This is a genomic window from Methylobacterium sp. 37f, from assembly GCF_023093475.1.
GTDB lineage: Bacteria > Pseudomonadota > Alphaproteobacteria > Rhizobiales > Beijerinckiaceae > Methylobacterium.
Map to the genome: position 1 here is coordinate 72057 of NZ_JAGHKN010000019.1, position 16370 is coordinate 88426.

At 56.8% G+C, this 16370-nt stretch carries 7 protein-coding genes and 3 pseudogenes; 5 read left to right on the forward strand and 5 right to left on the reverse strand.

Annotated elements, in window-relative coordinates; genetic code table 11:
• Positions 1-94: 94 nt before the first annotated feature.
• Together J7U37_RS14495 and J7U37_RS14500 are read right to left on the reverse strand one after the other, a co-directional pair.
• Complete coding sequence (locus J7U37_RS14495; RefSeq protein WP_247636181.1) at positions 95-460, reverse strand: hypothetical protein; 366 nt, start codon at positions 458-460, stop codon at positions 95-97.
• A gap of 71 nt (positions 461-531) precedes the next feature.
• The gene (locus J7U37_RS14500; protein WP_247636182.1) at positions 532-2016 is read right to left on the reverse strand and encodes a PAS domain-containing methyl-accepting chemotaxis protein; all 1485 of its coding nucleotides are present in this window, start codon (positions 2014-2016) and stop codon (positions 532-534) included.
• A 2527-nt stretch (positions 2017-4543) separates the two neighbouring features.
• On the opposite strand from J7U37_RS14500, the gene J7U37_RS14505 reads away from it, so the two are divergent.
• The 4 genes from J7U37_RS14505 to J7U37_RS14530 all read left to right on the forward strand — a co-directional run bounded on the left by J7U37_RS14505 (position 4544) and on the right by J7U37_RS14530 (position 9839).
• A complete protein-coding gene (locus tag J7U37_RS14505; protein WP_247636183.1) occupies positions 4544-5755 on the forward strand; it encodes an Ig-like domain-containing protein in 1212 nt (403 codons plus the stop codon).
• 455 nt (positions 5756-6210) lie between these two features.
• Positions 6211-7515: an Ig-like domain-containing protein gene (locus J7U37_RS14510; RefSeq protein WP_247636184.1), complete on the forward strand. Its 1305-nt coding sequence runs from the start codon at positions 6211-6213 to the stop codon at positions 7513-7515.
• A 441-nt stretch (positions 7516-7956) separates the two neighbouring features.
• Positions 7957-8208, forward strand: coding sequence for a hypothetical protein (locus J7U37_RS14515; protein WP_247636185.1), 252 nt, complete (start codon positions 7957-7959; stop codon positions 8206-8208).
• Between the two features lie 1250 nt (positions 8209-9458).
• Positions 9459-9839, forward strand: a complete 381-nt coding sequence (locus J7U37_RS14530) for a tyrosine-type recombinase/integrase (protein ID WP_348772996.1) — start codon at positions 9459-9461, stop codon at positions 9837-9839.
• A gap of 111 nt (positions 9840-9950) precedes the next feature.
• On the opposite strand, the gene J7U37_RS14535 is transcribed toward J7U37_RS14530, so the two are convergent.
• The 3 genes and pseudogenes from J7U37_RS14535 to J7U37_RS14545 form a co-directional block, all read right to left on the reverse strand.
• Positions 9951-12761 carry an Ig-like domain-containing protein gene (locus tag J7U37_RS14535; protein ID WP_247636188.1) on the reverse strand — a complete coding sequence of 937 codons (2811 nt, stop codon included), beginning with the start codon at positions 12759-12761 and terminating at the stop codon, positions 9951-9953.
• Between the two features lie 334 nt (positions 12762-13095).
• Positions 13096-13209 (reverse strand): annotated as a pseudogene (locus J7U37_RS14540) (transposase domain-containing protein); the annotation flags it as partial.
• Positions 13210-13265: 56 nt separating this feature from the next.
• Positions 13266-14019: pseudogene (locus J7U37_RS14545) on the reverse strand (IS6 family transposase).
• A gap of 229 nt (positions 14020-14248) precedes the next feature.
• Here J7U37_RS14545 and J7U37_RS14550 point away from each other — a divergent pair.
• A pseudogene (locus J7U37_RS14550) lies at positions 14249-15382 on the forward strand (IS3 family transposase).
• Positions 15383-16370 lie beyond the last annotated feature (988 nt).

Genomic DNA, 16370 nt, shown 5'->3' on the forward strand with positions numbered 1-16370 from the left:
CCTATCAATATTATCTGAAAAAATAATCCAATTATCAAATTGAGGCAACACTCAATGAACAGACAGTTGCTGACTATAACTATCAATTATATTCTCAGTATTTAGGTCCACTACCACCTTGGGCGAAAGTTGCCTCATAGAGCCATTCGTGCTGCATCATGAGTTTTGCAATCTGAGCGCTGAGGGCAGCATAGCTCTGATGCATGTGGCAAAAATTAGCGTTTGTTTGCTCTTGAAGGTCACGCAGGTATTGAAGCTCTTCAAGATCGGCCTGATCATTGAGGCAACGGCTGCTCTCACGGAGTGCCAGAAGCCTAACCTGTTGCTCGATCGAAGTAAGGGAGGTGATCTGCCCTTTGAGATGTTCTTGCGCTTCCATGAGCTTCGCTAGGCTCGCTTGGAGCGTTCGTCGTATCCTAACAACGTCCGGGGCAGTAAGCAGGTCATTGGCAGGCATCATGAGATCCCGCTCCTCTTGCTATCACTGTCCAACGTTCGATCATACAATTCCGCGCTACGTCGCTCGCATTCTCATCGAGCGAGCACACGAGCAGCCTCCTTCGTCGTGTCGACGGCTTGTGAGACCTCGTTGATGGATGCCGAAATCGTTAGTACGTTCTGTGAAATCGATCGAACCGCTTCGGCTGCCCCCTGCATGCTCGATGACATCTCGCGCGTCACCACACTCTGCTCCTCAACCGCAGCAGCCGTGCTGACAACGTAGTCGCGCATGGTCTCCACCGACCCCTGAATCATTTCGAGCGAAGCAACGACCTGATCCGAGGCGGCTTGTACGCTGTCGATCTCACTTGAAATCTGCCCCGTAGCACGGGCTGCCTGGGCTGCGAGGTTCTTGACCTCCTGCGCCACCACAGCGAAACCGCGCCCCGCCTCGCCGGCTCTAGCCGCCTCAATGGTCGCGTTGAGGGCCAGCAGGTTGATCTGGCTGGCAATCGTCTGGATTAGGGCCACGATGCCGCTCATCGCCGTTGCGGTCGCTGTAAGCTTCTGGCTGACCGCACCCGCTGCCGCCACTTGCGCATGCGCATCATCCGTCGCGATGCGGGCCTTACTCATGCTGTGGGAGATTTCGTTGACGGAGGCGGCCAGTTGCTCGGAGGCGGCGGCCATAGTCTGCACGTTGTTGGCCGTACTTCCCGCTGCCTGCGTCGCCGATATTGCCTCCTGCGAGGACCGAGAAATAGCGCCATCGATCTCGGAAAAGTTCTGCTCGATCAGGTACTTGAGGTCAGCCAACAAGGCGATCTGCGCTGTGATATCGGTCGCAAACTTCACAACTTTGTAGGGACGCCCGCTCGCGTCAAAGATGGGATTGTAGGAAGCCTCGATCCAGACCTCACGACCATCCTTGCCGATGCGCTTGAACTGACCCTTCTGGTACTCACCCTGGCGCAGCTTGGTCCAGAAGGCCGCATAACCAGGGCTATCGCCCAACGCAGGATCTACGAACATCCTATGGTGCTGACCGACGATCTCAGCCGGCGTGTAGCCAACCACCGACAGGAAGTTCTCGTTGGCCTCGATGACAGTGCCATCGAGATTGAAGGCGATGACGGCCTGAGCCTTGTGGATGGCCTCGATCTGCCCCTTACGATCCGCATCAAGCAACTTCTGCCGTGTGATGTCGGAAGCGAACTTGACGATCTTGTAGGGCTTGCCCCGACGATCGAACATCGGGTTGTAGGACGCCTCGATCCAGACTTCCCGGCCATCCTTGCCGATGCGCTTGAACTGACCGGCCTGGAACTCACCAGCCCGCAGCTTCTCCCAAAACTCAGCGTATGTGCGACTGTCCTGCACGGCGGGCTCGACAAAGCGTCGGTGGTGCTGACCAACCACCTCCTGCGCGCTGAAACCAAGCACCGACAGGAAGTTCTCGTTGGCACGAAGGACAGTTCCATCAAGGTCGAATTCGATCACCCCCTGGGAGCGTTCAAGGGCAGCAAGTTTCGCGCTGTCTTCCGTCGTTGGATGATGGATGCGACTGAAGAGCATTGTGAGATACTTTCGGAAACTCTCGCACGATGTTAATACATCGCGCCTGCGCCGTACGCTTCAGCCCAGACTGAATAGTCGGACGCCAGCTTCTCATCATCGTGCTGCACCCGTTAACACCGCGTTTAAGTTCGCCCGCGACTCAACTGATATGCGAGTTTTGGTCGAGTAGTGATTTGACCGCCGTCACGTCGTCATCCACGATCTCTACCTACCCAACAGTAAGAGGCTTATCGGCGTAGGGCTTGCACCCCCGGAGCCGGTTACCGACACCTTTCTGGATGAATTCGCAGGGTGAAGTCAGCGAGCGCTGATCAACCGATTGGTGCCCTCTCAGAGGAAAACGGAAGCGTAATGCCACCCTACACATGCGGTGGCTCTGAAATGAACGATCCGAACATATGCAAGTTTCGGATACAGGAGTACAAGACGAATGCTGAGATGACGCGGTTCTTCTGAGACGTGCACGACAGCAACCACCATCGCGACGACGAAGGCATTGTTTGCAATGACGTGCACGCTGCCATTCTCGAAGCGTAAAAGCTTCTACCGGCAATCGCATTGGACGAAGTGCCGAAGGATGGCAAACGTCAGACCTCCACGGTCTTGATCACAGACGAGGATGGTAAAGCCGTCTATCTGGCTTCGATGACGTTCACTGGATTATGGCCGATCCGATGACGCGGCGCTCGCCCTGAAATTCTGCTGGCTCTGATGGAAGTCGCAGAGGATTGAAGCTCTCGCGGGAGCCTTTCTCGCTCCTGAACGTAGCTGCTCTATGGACCGGCCCCGCTTATCCCACGCCCCGTTTGCCCTGGTTGTCGAGGCGCATAAGTTGGTTCGGCTGGACACCGTAACCATCCTTGAGGAGGCAGGTTTCCGGGTCCTAGACGTTCCGTCGAGTGAAGACGCTATCCGGCTCTTGGACGTACACGGCCGAGAGTTGGCCCTTCTGTTCACTGCCGTACATCTAGAAGGACGTCACGACGGATTCGCGTTGGCACGGATGGCCGCCTCGGATCACGCAAACCTCAGCATCGTTGTCACTTCAGGTCTACAAACTCCCGGTCCGGGCGATTTGCCGGACACTGCGTGCTTCATCCCGAAGCCCTTCTCAACCGAAATCGTTCACGAACACCTTAGACGGATTATACCCATCGAGAGGAAGCCTGCTTCGTTGGGATGAAACGAAAGAGGCCCGCCGAAGCGGGCCAAGGTTCGTGATGGGACGTGATGGCCCTCGGAAGACCATCGCGCAATCCTATGACGAATGCGTCCCACCGCATAACCCGTCAGGTTGTCACGCTTGGTTCGACCTCGAAGCGATATTGCATCATCTATTAATTCTATCGGTATTAGGGTGGAATATATTCACCAGTTCGAAGGCGTTCCGATGAGGGTAGACCAGTCCAGTTCTGCCGACATTCTCCGCAATAAACTCGATGTCATAGAATCACTGGTCGATTGCATGGAACGTGTTGTGCAGGTCCTTCGTGAAAAGAGCATGGATACCGAAGCCAACGAATTCATTCAGAGTATTAGAAACCAACGATTCCAAGCTATGCTCCTTCGAGGACAGCTTGCAGCTTGGTGATGTGCTGATCTACGACCTTCAAGCACACATAAGTTCAGGTATTTCTGAGAGTACACTATCTATCGTGGCGCGCTCATAACGAAGGTCAAGAAGCTTTTCAGATAGAACGGAAAATCGGTCTATCTCCGGTCGTGCGTCTGCATTCGACTCAATCAAGTTCATGATCTCAAGTGACAATGTAGAGGCTACCTTCTCAGCCTCCGCGATGAACCGGTCTAGCTGCCACGTCTGATACGCGATGTTCAGGACTAGCGCTCTGATACCTGCCTCCCTCAGCCGCTTCGTTGCGACCATTTTAAGGCACAAATTTAATTTCTGCCTAACGCTGTCTTCGCAAGAATTCTTTGATGAACAAGGAGTCGTTAATGCGTCGGAACGATGGGTCACTTCGCTCCCGCCTTGACTGACTGACAGAAACGAAAAAGGCCCGCCGAAGCAGGCCGAGGTTCTTCTCTCCTATGGCCGTCCTCGGAAGGTGACCAGCCGGTGACTCTACGGTGACTTCAGTCCAGCGCATAGCCAACAGCCTCCAGACCTTTGTAGCTCCCATGGGTGCAATGAAAGCTGAGGGAACCTCATTCGCACGTTCGATCCGACGATGCAGGCCGGGGCTCGATACAGTCGGTCGCTGGACATCATGTCGGGACTCGAAAAAAACCGTTTATCCGACAATAGAAAATCAGTCAGGCTTTCCCGACATCCGCGCCTTCGAGGATGGGTCCCCGATCGTTGCGCTGAACTCGGTGTCGATAAAACGATCGTAAAACTTACAGCGCCGATCTGTTCGGCATACCGAACATCCACGCATCTAAGACACGGATTTAAGTCTTTCAGGATGCGATAGGCAGCACGGCGTCCGGGACTACCCGTTAAACTTCACTGAAAATCAATCATATTCTGAAAATTCACATTGCCACATTCTGCATCACCCAAATGGGTGAAGACCAGTGGGCAATTTATAATTCACAATACGCTGTGAGTTTTTTTAAATGCCAATCGGATCAACAAAATCAACTAAAGCTATTTGTTGGAGGAATTAGCATGGCATACGCTGGAACTTATACTGGTACAATCCATACTTACTGCGCAGAATTCGATTACACAGATCCAATAACTTTCACTATTGATAAAAATGGATTAATTGATCTTCCATTTTCTTCGCAGGGCTCATTGAGAGATGGAAGCATAGATAATTCTGGCAACATATCTGGAATATCTATTACCGTCCGTTCTTTGTCCCTAGGCACTGTCGTAATTCCATATTCTGCAACAGATGATGGAACAACCTTTTCTGGGACGGGAAGCTCTTCCAACGGTATTATCAGCACAATCCAAGCAACTTTGGTGGTGCCTCTATCAACGCCTCCGACCGTGTCATTGACTGTAAGCGATGAGCATCTTGTTGCTGGCGAGACCGCTGTAGTGACTTTTCAGTTCAGCGAAGCCGTCACGGGCTTCACCGCAGGCGATGTTTCCACCAGTGGCGGAACATTTAGTAATCTTACAAGCATAGACGCCGATACTTACACGGGGGTTTTTACACCAAATATTGATTCTAATGGTGAAGCACGGATATCAGTTACGTCTGGCAGTTATACAGATACTGCAGGAGATACCGGCAAGGCAGGACAGATTACGATTGGTGTGAGTACAACGACCAACCCGGGGGGAACCGTGGAAGCAGACGGGGTATACCGGTTCTTTAACACGCAGACAGGTGGTCATTTCTTTACGATTTCGGACGGTGAAGCCGCGCAAGTACAAGCAACCCGGCCCGACCTACGGCCTGAGGGAACTGGCTTTGGCGGCTTTGCTACCGATCAGGGCGCATCCACGGAGGAGGTGTACCGCTTCTTCAACACGAAGACCGGCGGGCACTTCTTTACGACGTCCGAAGGCGAGCGCGATGAGGTGATTGCTACCAACCGTGACTACAAACTGGAAGGAATTGGCTTTTACGATTTCACAGCCGACCAGGGCGCAGCCACGGAGGAAGTATATCGTTTCTTCAACACGAAGACAGGCGGCCACTTCTTTACTGCGTCCGAGGCTGAGCGCGATCAGGTGATCGCCACCAACCAAGCCTACAAGTTCGAGGGGATCGCCTTCTACGCCCCCGAAGACGGCGCTACCCTCGTCATCTGAGCGAGATAAGAGATCGACAGAGCTGGAAAGCTCCCCACGGATGTGGTTGTAGCTTTCCCGCTACAATCACGTCTTCTTATAGGTTCCCTGCGAGCTGCCGGCTTCCTTGGGCCGTAGTTATAGGACCGCGCTGCTTGCACGAAGTGACCTATCAGACCAGCTCCGCCTTGGTTTGAAGATGCACGGGCCCATAACGTGGGATTTTGAATTCCTATCAGCCGTTCGTAATAGTTTATATGTCAGAAAAATGGTCCTTAATCCGACGAATCTGGCAGGGCTGCTGATACGTGATTGCATTGCTAGATGAAGGAGCCTTTCTATTGATGCAGCCGAAAAGATTAGCCAACTTTCCCTCGTAACAGGGTCGACGTCATTTTATCGTCTCATTATTGCGGCGACTTGTACTGAAACTTTCATTGGTTCCATACTATCAGTTTGATGAATTGGAGACTTTGATGCCGATTGTGCCCTCTACAGCAGTATCCTCGTACAATGACCGGTCATCTGATGCTAACTTCCAGAATAATGTGCCCTTACTCAATAAAAACAGTTCGGTGACAGGGAGCCTTCGTGGAAGTGTTAATTTTTCTTCGTCCCCTGATGGGGCCGATACCTTTGTATTTGATATTGTCGGTGGGACCCAGGATTCAGTCGGATCTTTGATGCCGACGGACAAGGTTTATTTGAACTACCAACTTGATTCGCCCGGAACAATCACTTTATCCTACGGTCAAGAAGAATACACATATGAGAATTCAGGATTAGGCGGAACTCAATCATTATCTTTTACTGAGTCGATTTCGGGCAGCGGCTCTGTGATGCTTAGAAAAACTATAAACCCTAATATGGTTTTTAACGACGTTCTCGAATTATTGATTAGTTCGACTCCCGGAACAGGGAACGGTAATGGCTATCATGGTAACTACACGCTGACTTTCTCGACAAGTCCGTCCGGGGGCGGTGACCCAGATGTACTGGCTCCAACGGCGGCGCTATCAGTCAATGACCGCCATCTCACCGCTGGCGAGACAGCCTCGCTGACGTTCCAGTTCAGCGAGGCCGTTACCGGGTTTGCCGCAACCGACCTCACGGCCACTGGCGGCTCGGTGAGTAACTTCGCCACCGTGGATGCTGATACATATACGGCTTTGTTCACGCCAGCCATTAACTTTAATAGTCAGGGCCGTGTCTCGTTCGCAGAGGGTAGCTACGCGGACGCCGCCGGAAATGCTGGCAGTGCTGGGGAAGTAACATTCAGTGTCAATACCGTGACTCCCGGCGGAACGACCGTGGTGGCGGACGGCGTACATCGGTTCTTCAATACGAACACTGGCGGACATTTTTTCACGATCTCGGACGGTGAGGCGGCACAGGTGCAAGCCACCCGCTCAGATCTTCGGCCGGAAGGAACCGGCTTTGGTGGCTTTGCCACTGACCAGGGCGCAGCTACGGAGGAAGTGTATCGCTTTTTCAACACGAAGACGGGTGGCCACTTCTTCACCACTTCGGAAGGTGAGCGCGACCAAGTGATTGCCACCAACCGCGACTACAAGCTGGAAGGGATCGGCTTCTACGATTTCACAGCCGACCAGGGTGCAGCCACGGAAGAGGTGTACCGCTTCTTCAACACGAAGACCGGCGGGCATTTCTTCACCGCGTCTGAAGGTGAACGCGACCAAGTGATCGCCACCAACCAAACCTATAAATTCGAGGGCATCGCCTTCTACGCTCCCGAGGACGGCGCCACGCTGGTTCTCTGAGCAGGGTACGAGACCAACAGAGCGGGCAAAGCGCCTCGCGGGCGTGATGGCAGCCTTAGCGCTTCCGTCACGCCGGTTTATCGGTTCATGATGAGCAACTGGCTCTATGATGCCAGCAGACGCACGCATATGCTGCTTCCATACTGCGGCTTAAGCGAACCGATCCGCATCGTCTCGGCCGCGTCACGTTCAAAATCCTGAGCTTTTGATTTCCGAGCAGCGTTTCCTAACTGGTTTTAGCGTCAGGGAAACGGTCGTTTTTTGTACAATGGTAGCGGCGGTTTTTTTGAACAAACTGTAGGACGTGCTGGAGGACCATGCAGTCATCTCCAACGAGCGTTCAAGCCTAAGTGTGGGAGTGTCGTGCAGCTGAACGAACCGTTCTTGGCAGCCGGGCGTTTGGCTCCTTGCCTCAATAGCCCAAGGAATATGGAGCTTCTAATGCGTAAAATCCTGCTCGTGACGGCGGCCCTTGGTGGGTTGCTGCTCCAAGATACTTCCAGCTTTGCGCAGGGTTTCCGGTTCGGCCCTGGCGGTGTGGAAGTTGATGATGGGCGCGGTTTCCGTGAAGAGCGTGAAGAGCGCCGCTATCGTCGGATGTGCCGCGAGCTTCGCGACGCTTGCGAGAACAGGGATCGTTATGGTGAGGAAGGCCAGGGCAACTGCCGCCGTTATCGTCGCACCTGCGGCTGACAAGGTGTGAACCTGAGACACTGAGCGCAGCTCGCCCATGTGACGGCCAAGCTAGTCCATTGAAAATTATGCTTGGCCGTTGAACTGGAATGGGCATCCCACACGTTTGACGACACATAAGTAGGATGCCGAAATGAAAACGCTCTGGGTCACAGCACTCGTAGGTCTAAGTCTTCTGGGTGCGGTGGACGCAGCCTTGGCTCAGCGAGATAGCCGTGACGACGGCTACGAGGAGCGTGAGTATGGCAATCGCAGCTATGAGAGGCGAGACTATGGTAGGCGCGATCGCAGCTACGATGATGATGATCGGCCAAGGGAACGTAGTCGCGGGTACGACGAAAATCGGGACCGTCAGCGCAGTGGCAGGTACGACGATGATGACCAGGGACGCCAATGGGGTCGCGGGTCGCAAGAGGAGCCTGACGCTGAGTTCGACGAGGACGAGTACTTACGATGTAATCCTGATGTCCGTCGGGCTGTAAAACGAGGCGAGATGGCGTCAGGAGAATTCCATTATAGAACCTTTGGACGCAATGAAAAGCGACAAATTACATGCCCACTAAAAGTATAGTGTATTGTTACAAATATTAATATAATTATATTACTTGCAATTAAGTTGAATTGTCCGCAGATGTGACTTCTGCGGACAGGTACATCTCAGGTTACATTTCAGCACCCGGGACGGCGCCCTTCCTTACGACCAAACGTCCGGTAGTGGACCGCACCCGAGGGCATTTTACCTTGCTCCACGGCTTGGCGGACGTCGGGATTACATCGCAGGTACTCGCGCTCGTCGAAGCCTTGGTCCTCACTGCGATCCCTGCGGCCACGTCCATGGTCGTCGTCGTCTCGGTTACGGGAGCTACGATCACGATAGCCGTCATTATCTTCGCGGTCCCGACTGCCACGTCCTCGATCGTAGTCGCGATCTCCATAATTCCCGCCGCGGTCGCGGGAACTACGATCACGATCTCCGTTATCTCGGCCCCCATAGGGCTGAGCCGAGACTGAGCCCATTGAACCCAGAAGCGTTAAACCTACGACCGCCACCGCGTAAAAAGTTCTCATGTCGGGTGTTCTCCTGGTTGGGACCTAGGAACGCTATGAAAGGGGATCAGTTCGTTCTTACTTCTGGCCTCATCGATCTCCTGCGGCGGCTAGGCTCGCAGGGATTAAAGCCACAATAGAAGCCCATAGATTTTGTACAGTGTTCAAAATTACATCAGGAGGGTAGGGGCTTCGAGAGGGCCATCCCGCATGGCCGCTTCATCCGCCCGGTCGCCCTCGTCCGCGAATGGCTCGAGGCAGCCGGGATCAGCGAAGGTCCGGTGTTCCAGCCGGTGTCCCGCTCGGGTCGGGTGCGTGAAGCGGCCAAGCCTGCCCCTCCACCGCGTCTCACGACCCAGGCTGTTGCGGACATCATCAAGGGGTATGCGAAGGTCGCTGGCTTCGATGCCTCGACATTCGGAGCGCACTCCTTAAGGGCCGGGTACATCACGACAGCGGCCGAGAGGGGCGCGGATCTCGCGCGGATCATGGATCAAAGCGGGCACCGGGACCCCCGAACCGTCGTCGGGTACATCCGCCGAGCCAATGCCTTCAGGGATCACAGCGGCAGCGGCTTCTTATAAGCCTCAGCCCAAACGAAAACGGCCAGGGTTTCCCCCGGCCGCTCTCTAATCGACGAAGCTAGTCCGCTTAATGGATGAGCTGCCGGATGCCCCGCTACGGAACGAGCATGGTCAGGCCATCAGATCATGAGGCGCAACCTGCACGACGAAGGCCTTGCCCTCGTCGACCCAGCCGCCGCCCGCCGCACCGTGACGGATGCTGTCCGCCTCCCCGGCCAGCGCATAATGATGCTGGCCCGTCTGCACGTTGAAGAAGCGCTCCACCGCCGCCGTACCGCTTGCACCCTCGTTCGCGAAGGCTTCGAACGCGACGCCCTCGTAGTGGTAGCTCGACCCGCTCTGGATGAGCCCATCTCGCTCGCTGACATCGGCGGTGAAGAAATGGTCTCCCGTCTTCGTGTCGTAGAACCGGAACACGTCGACCGTGTCCGTACCCTTGTCCGGTGTCGTCCAGGCGATGCCTTCCTGAACGAAGCTCGGCATGCTGGCACGCACCTGGGCCGCCTCGTCCGCGCTCGCCGTGAAGAAGTGCCCCCCACTCTTCGTGTCGAAGAACCGGAAGGTGGCTTCCTGCGTATGATCCACGTTGAGGGTCAGCGCGGTCTGGCTCGCATTGCCGGCCGCGTCCATCACGGTTTCGGTGAACACGTCGTGCCCGGCCGAGGTCGAGTGGTAGCTGTAGCTGCCGTCCGCCGCGATCGTCAGGATGCCGTGCGCTCCGGCGATTTGCGCCGTACCGGATGTTGGTACGCTGATGGCAGGGCCGGTGCCGAACTGTAGGCTGTCGAGATGGAGAGGCGAAGCATCTGTATCGTTGGCGAGCAGATTGCCCGTGAGAGGCGCGGACAGGCCACGAGCTGACAGGGTGTCTGCCTGCACACTCGGCGCGATGCTGTCGAGCGTAAAGCCGAGGCTGGTAGCGGCCGAGACATTGCCGGCCACATCCGTGTGCGTGACCGCGATGGTGTGCGCACCTTGGGCGAGGCTCGCGAGATCATAGGCCGCCACGATCGCACCATCGACCGTGTAGGTCAGCGTTCCGCCTACCTCGCTGGGAACTAGGGTGATCGCGCTATCCCGCGTGATGCCGTCCGTAGCGCTGGCACCCGTATCGTGGGTCAATGCCAAGTTTGGCGCGCCGGGGGCCTGCGTGTCGACTGCGAAGGCGAGCGTGCGGCTCACGGTGCCAGTATTACCCGCAGGATCCGTGGCGACGGCCGAGAGAGCATGCTGCCCCTCTGCCAGGGCGCCAAGGGTGAAGGTCCAGCGTCCGGTCGTGGCATCAGCTACAACGGCGCCGAGTGCCGTCGCACCATCGTAGACCGTAATGACGCTGCTCGCCTGGGCCGTTCCCGTCAGTGTCTGTGCGGGCGTGTTGGCAGCCGCGTTAACGAAGCCGTTGCGGATCGCGATGTCGGCCAAGCCCGCGGGTTCAAAGGGGGCAAGGGTGTCGACCAGCACGGTGCTGCCGACCGCAGAAGCGACATTCTGGTGCACGTCCGTGATGGCGAGCGACGAGGTCACCGTGCCGTTGAACCCGGATAGGTCCACCGTGCCCGTGCCGTTCGCCACGACGTTCGCCGTGACCGTGTGCGTTCCATCCGTGAAGGTCGCGATGGCCGTAGCGTCGGCATCAAGGCCTGTGACGATAAAACTGACCGTGCGCGCCTCGACTGCGTTGATCAGAAAATCGGTAGTCCCATCGAGGCTGAGCCCTGCATCAGCCCCGACATCCGCCGTGGTGTCCACGATCAGGGTCGTTGGTGCCGTCTGGGCAATATTCCCGGCCGCATCCTGCGTGTAGGCGACAACGGTGTAGGTACCGTCCGTCAGAGCTGACGCGATGCTCGGGTTGACGCCGCCAACCGTGCCAGGTGCATCGACGCGGAATGCGTAGGTGCCGTCGCCCTGCAAGGGCACGACGTGAGGGGGAACAGCATGACCATCGGCAGCCGTAATGGTAACGACGGCTCCGCTCGGAGTACCGAGATTGGCATCACTCACCGTTCCGCCGAAGCGTAGGGCCTGTGCGAACTCGGCCGCGTTGAGGACGAGCGCACCGCTCGCCGCATCCGTTAGGAGGGGGTGGTTGTTCAGGCCGGTATCGGCCGAGAGTGCCAAGGTAATCGCAGGTGCCATATGGTCGAGAATAACGCTCGTCCCAGTGGCACCGCCCGCGAGCGCATTGCCGGCAATGTCTTGAATGCCGGTGCCCGAGGCGTTCAAGTCGAGGTGGACCGCGCCTTCGCTGGTCAGGCCAGAGACGGCCACCGTGTAGGTGATGCCGCCATCAGACGAGATTGGCGTGCCAATCGTTCCCACTACGACGTTCCCGTTGACGTCGTGAAGCGTGAAGGCGCCGGCCGTCACGTTACTGACAGTTTCAGAAAAAGAAACTGTGTAGCTAAGACTTGCTGCATTTGTGAGCCCTGACGGCCCAGCAATACTAATTACTGTAGGTGGCGTTGTATCTGTACCACTTGCCGAAATAAGACCGAAGTCAGGACTATCAAAATAGAAAGGCTGCCCAGAATTATTGATGGCATAAACCTTGAGGGTTGTGATGCCGGTATAATTGAGGGTCGTTAGCTGGGATGAGAAGCTGTTGTTAACGTCAGTAGGGTTGTAAGTTACCGTTTGAGTAAATAGGACCTGATCTGAAAATCCCAAGCCCTGAAATAAAAGTGTGTCTGGTCCACTGCCAGCATTCACACCATAAATCGATCCAACGTCGAAAGTCCCACCGCCTGAAGCGGTAATTTTCACATTGTAGTATGCGAAGCTGGTTTTATAAGCGGAAAAATATGTGCCACTAAGTCCGCCGACTGTGTCATTTGTGGCTACTACTCCGCCATTCAGAACGCCCACAACGGCGTCACCCTCATTGCCATCCGTGATGACGCCGACATTAATATTGACCATTATGCTGCAGCTTCTCTGAATATCCAACGAGGTTACTAGAAGGTATCCAAGATTGTTCCACAAAAATGTGAACAAAAAGTAATCCACTCATCTTTAGACTAATTCTTTAATTAACATATAGTAATTTGAGATTTTCCGAGAGATTTATTTAATTACCGCTGTTCATCGCCTAATTTTAAAACACGCTCCAGAGACTATACACCTTGCGATGAGAGCAAGGTCATTGGGTAAGCGTAGCGGACAGCGATATGGTTATCCCTGTAGCGGCGTCGGACGGTCAGCATCAAAGCCAGAAGCAATCATGGAGTGGCTTGGCATAGGGTAAGCGCTGTTTTCAGGCCACGGCTTTGAGGGCTGGCATGGCTGGGTAGGCCCATGGCAGCAGGTCGTCGAGACGGCGCTGGGGGTGGCCCTCGACGATGCGGGTGATGACGTCGGCGAGGTAGGCGGGGCTTGTCGCAAGCCGTGCCGCGGGCCGCATCCGAGGCTGGATCTCGCGCGTTTTCAGGTTTTGTTAACCGCCTGAAGTCCGAAGCAGAACCCGAGTAGCTGGTTCTGTTCGCGGACCGTCCACGCGCCGGCGAAGCCGAAGCCCTTGCGCAGCCAGAGCATGGCTTCGAAGCCTTGGATCGTGCGCCGAGCCGTGTGGAAGGACTGGAAGCCGCCGATCCGCGGCATGTTCTTTTTGACCCTGAAATGATCGCTCTCGATGCCCTGCTGTAGGTGCTTCGTGACGTAGTGGAGCGGCATGCGGGGCAGTAGACCCTCCTTGCGGCTTTCAGCAATGGCCGGCGGGTAGGTGCCGGCGCCATCGGTACCAACACGGTCCGGAGCAAAGAGAGGCTCAGCCGAAAGCATCTTGCGGAAGAAGCGCTTGGCCGCGTCGAGATCCCGGTGGGCGGTCAGCAGGACGTCGACGGGATTGCCGTGCTTGTCGACGGCTCGGTAGAGGTAGCGCCACTCACCACGCACCTTGATGTAAGTCTCATCGATCCGGATCGACCCGCAGTGCGGCTTGCGAAATTGGCGCAGCCGCTTCTCGATCAGCGGTGCGTAGGCCAGGACCCAGCGGTTCAGCGTGGAGTGATCCACCTCGACCCCGCGTTCCTCAGAACAGCTCCTCAATGTCAAGATAGCTCAGCGGGTAACGCAAGTACCAGGCGACGGCCTGGATGATGAGCGCCGCTTCGTAGTGCCGGCCCCTGAAGTCGCGCTGGGCGCGCTGCTTGAGCTTCGCAGCGATGGCGGACAGGATCATGGGTGGCCTCCGGTTCAGAAGGCGCCATGCAGACCGTATGGTCAACGCGGGGTTAAACGCAGGTCCGATCGCGTTTGCGACACGCCCCGACCGCTAACATAATGATAGAAGTAAGCCGCAAGCGTCGTGTTAGGGGCTTGGAGAGAGGTGGTTCGGGGAATCTGCACAGTTGGGCTGAGTGGAGTTTCTGCCTGACGGCGGCCAGGATGGCTGCGGATCAGGAGCAATGATGAGCAAGCGACAGCGCCGGAACCATCTCCCGGCCTTCAAGGCGAAGGTAGCTCTGGCTGCCCTGCGAGGCGAGAAGACCCTGGCCGAACTAGCTCAGCAGTTCGATGTCCACCCCAATCAGATCACGACTTGGAAGGCTCAGCTTCTCGACGGGGCTGCCGGGGTGTTCGGAGCCGTGGCCAGGCCGGAGGCGGCACCGGCCATCGACGTGAAGACGCTGCATGCCAAGATCGGCGAGTTGACGCTGACCAACGATTTTTTGTCCGGCGCGCTTGGGCCAAGGCCGGTCTTCTGAGCGCAAAGCGATGATCGATCGCGGTCACGATCTCCCCATCGCCGGCCAGGCCAAGGCGCTCGGGATCAGCCGGGGCAGCGTCTACTACCTACCGCGCCCAGTCCCAGCCGCTGATCTCGCCGTGATGCGGCGGATGGACGAACTGCATCTCGAACTCCCCTTTGCAGGCAGCCGGATGCTGCGCGACCTTCTGAACAAGGAGGGCATTGTGATCGGCCGCTGCCATGTTGCGACGCTGATGAAGCGCCTTCGCATCGAGGCCCTCTATCGCAAGCCGAACACCTCGAAACCGACGCCTGGGCACAAGATCTACCCGTATCTGCTGCGCGGCCTGACGATCGATCGGCCCAATCAGGTCTGGGCCATGGACATCACCTACGTGCCCATGGCGCGCGGGTTCGTCTACCTCGCCGCCATCATCGACTGGTTCAGTCGCCGGGTCCTGTCCTGGCGGCTATCGATCACCATGGAGGCTGACTTCTGCGTCGAGGTTCTGGAGGAAGCGCTCGTCCGGCACGGCAAGCCGGAGATCTTCAACACCACCAGGGCTCCCAGTTCACCAGCCACGCCTTCACCAGCGTGCTGCAGGAGGCCGGGATCGCCATCAGCATGGACGGCCGAGGCGCGTGGCGCGACAACGTCTTCGTCGAACGGCTGTGGCGGTCGGTCAAATACGAGGAGATCTACCTGCGGGCCTACGACACTGTCAGCACGGCTCGCGCCTCGATCGGCCGATACCTCGTTTTCTATAACGGGCGCAGGCCCCATTCGAGCCTTGACCGGCGGACCCCCGACCAAGCCTACTTCGACCAGCTGCCGCATCCCGCGGCGGCCTGAAACCGGCAGAAGATCCACTTATCCAAGTCCAGGTCGCTGCTCAGACAAACCGAGCCACCTCTGCCAGATAGGGGCGCCGCCATCGATTGAGGCCGCACGCACCACACTGCCGACGATCTCGCCGTTGAGGATGAGATCGTAGCTGCCGGGGGCGAGGCGGTGAAGCGTGTATGTCATCGGCCGCCCAGGAGCTTCCTTCAATGTGAACCACGCCGCACTACCGCCGCTTCCGGCCGCTCCTGTTCGTCGTGGGCCTCGTCGAACAACCGGATGGCCGTGGTGGCTGACGCTTTCCAGCACGCCTTGGACCTGGGGACGACGCTACAGCCTGTGTCGGCCGCGATCCTGACACCGATCCCGCCGAGGCCGTCACGGCGCTTCGTGGGTCACGGCGAACCCGGATCGAACGTCATCGCCCTCCGGGTCGGTTAAGGCCATCGAATCAGGAGATCGAGACGGTTGAGACGACGTTCACCAGTCCGATAGGATGTAGACGCCTTTCGCGTCTGGTCGCTGGGGAAAGCTCATGCCGTCGACATCACAGGGATCATCGAGCGGGGTGCGTACGATGGGACCAAGATACTGGACCGCCTACTTCGAGGCGATTGCCGCTGGGTCGCTACTGTCGAAGCCGCACACAGCACGTCGCAGAGCCGGAGATGCGGCGCGTGACTGTCCTTATCCCGACATCGCGGCGGCGGGATTGGCGAAGGTAAAGGCCGCGATCCAGGCGCAGGCGGGGCTCACCTCTTAGCGTTCCGCCCCGCCTGCCATGCACCAGACGCTGAGGATGCCTGATGTCTTAAAAACGACCGTTTTATCGACAGGAGCTTCCGAACGCGGCGAAGTCTGAGAAGGATGGAGGCTGTGTCAAAAGCCCGATCTGAAGTAGACTTGCGGCCTCATCTGCGGAGGTCGGCATGGGTCGGTTCGTCGAAGGGCAGGACCGTCGGCAATCCTGGTTGCTGCCCAGTTCGCTGGACGACTA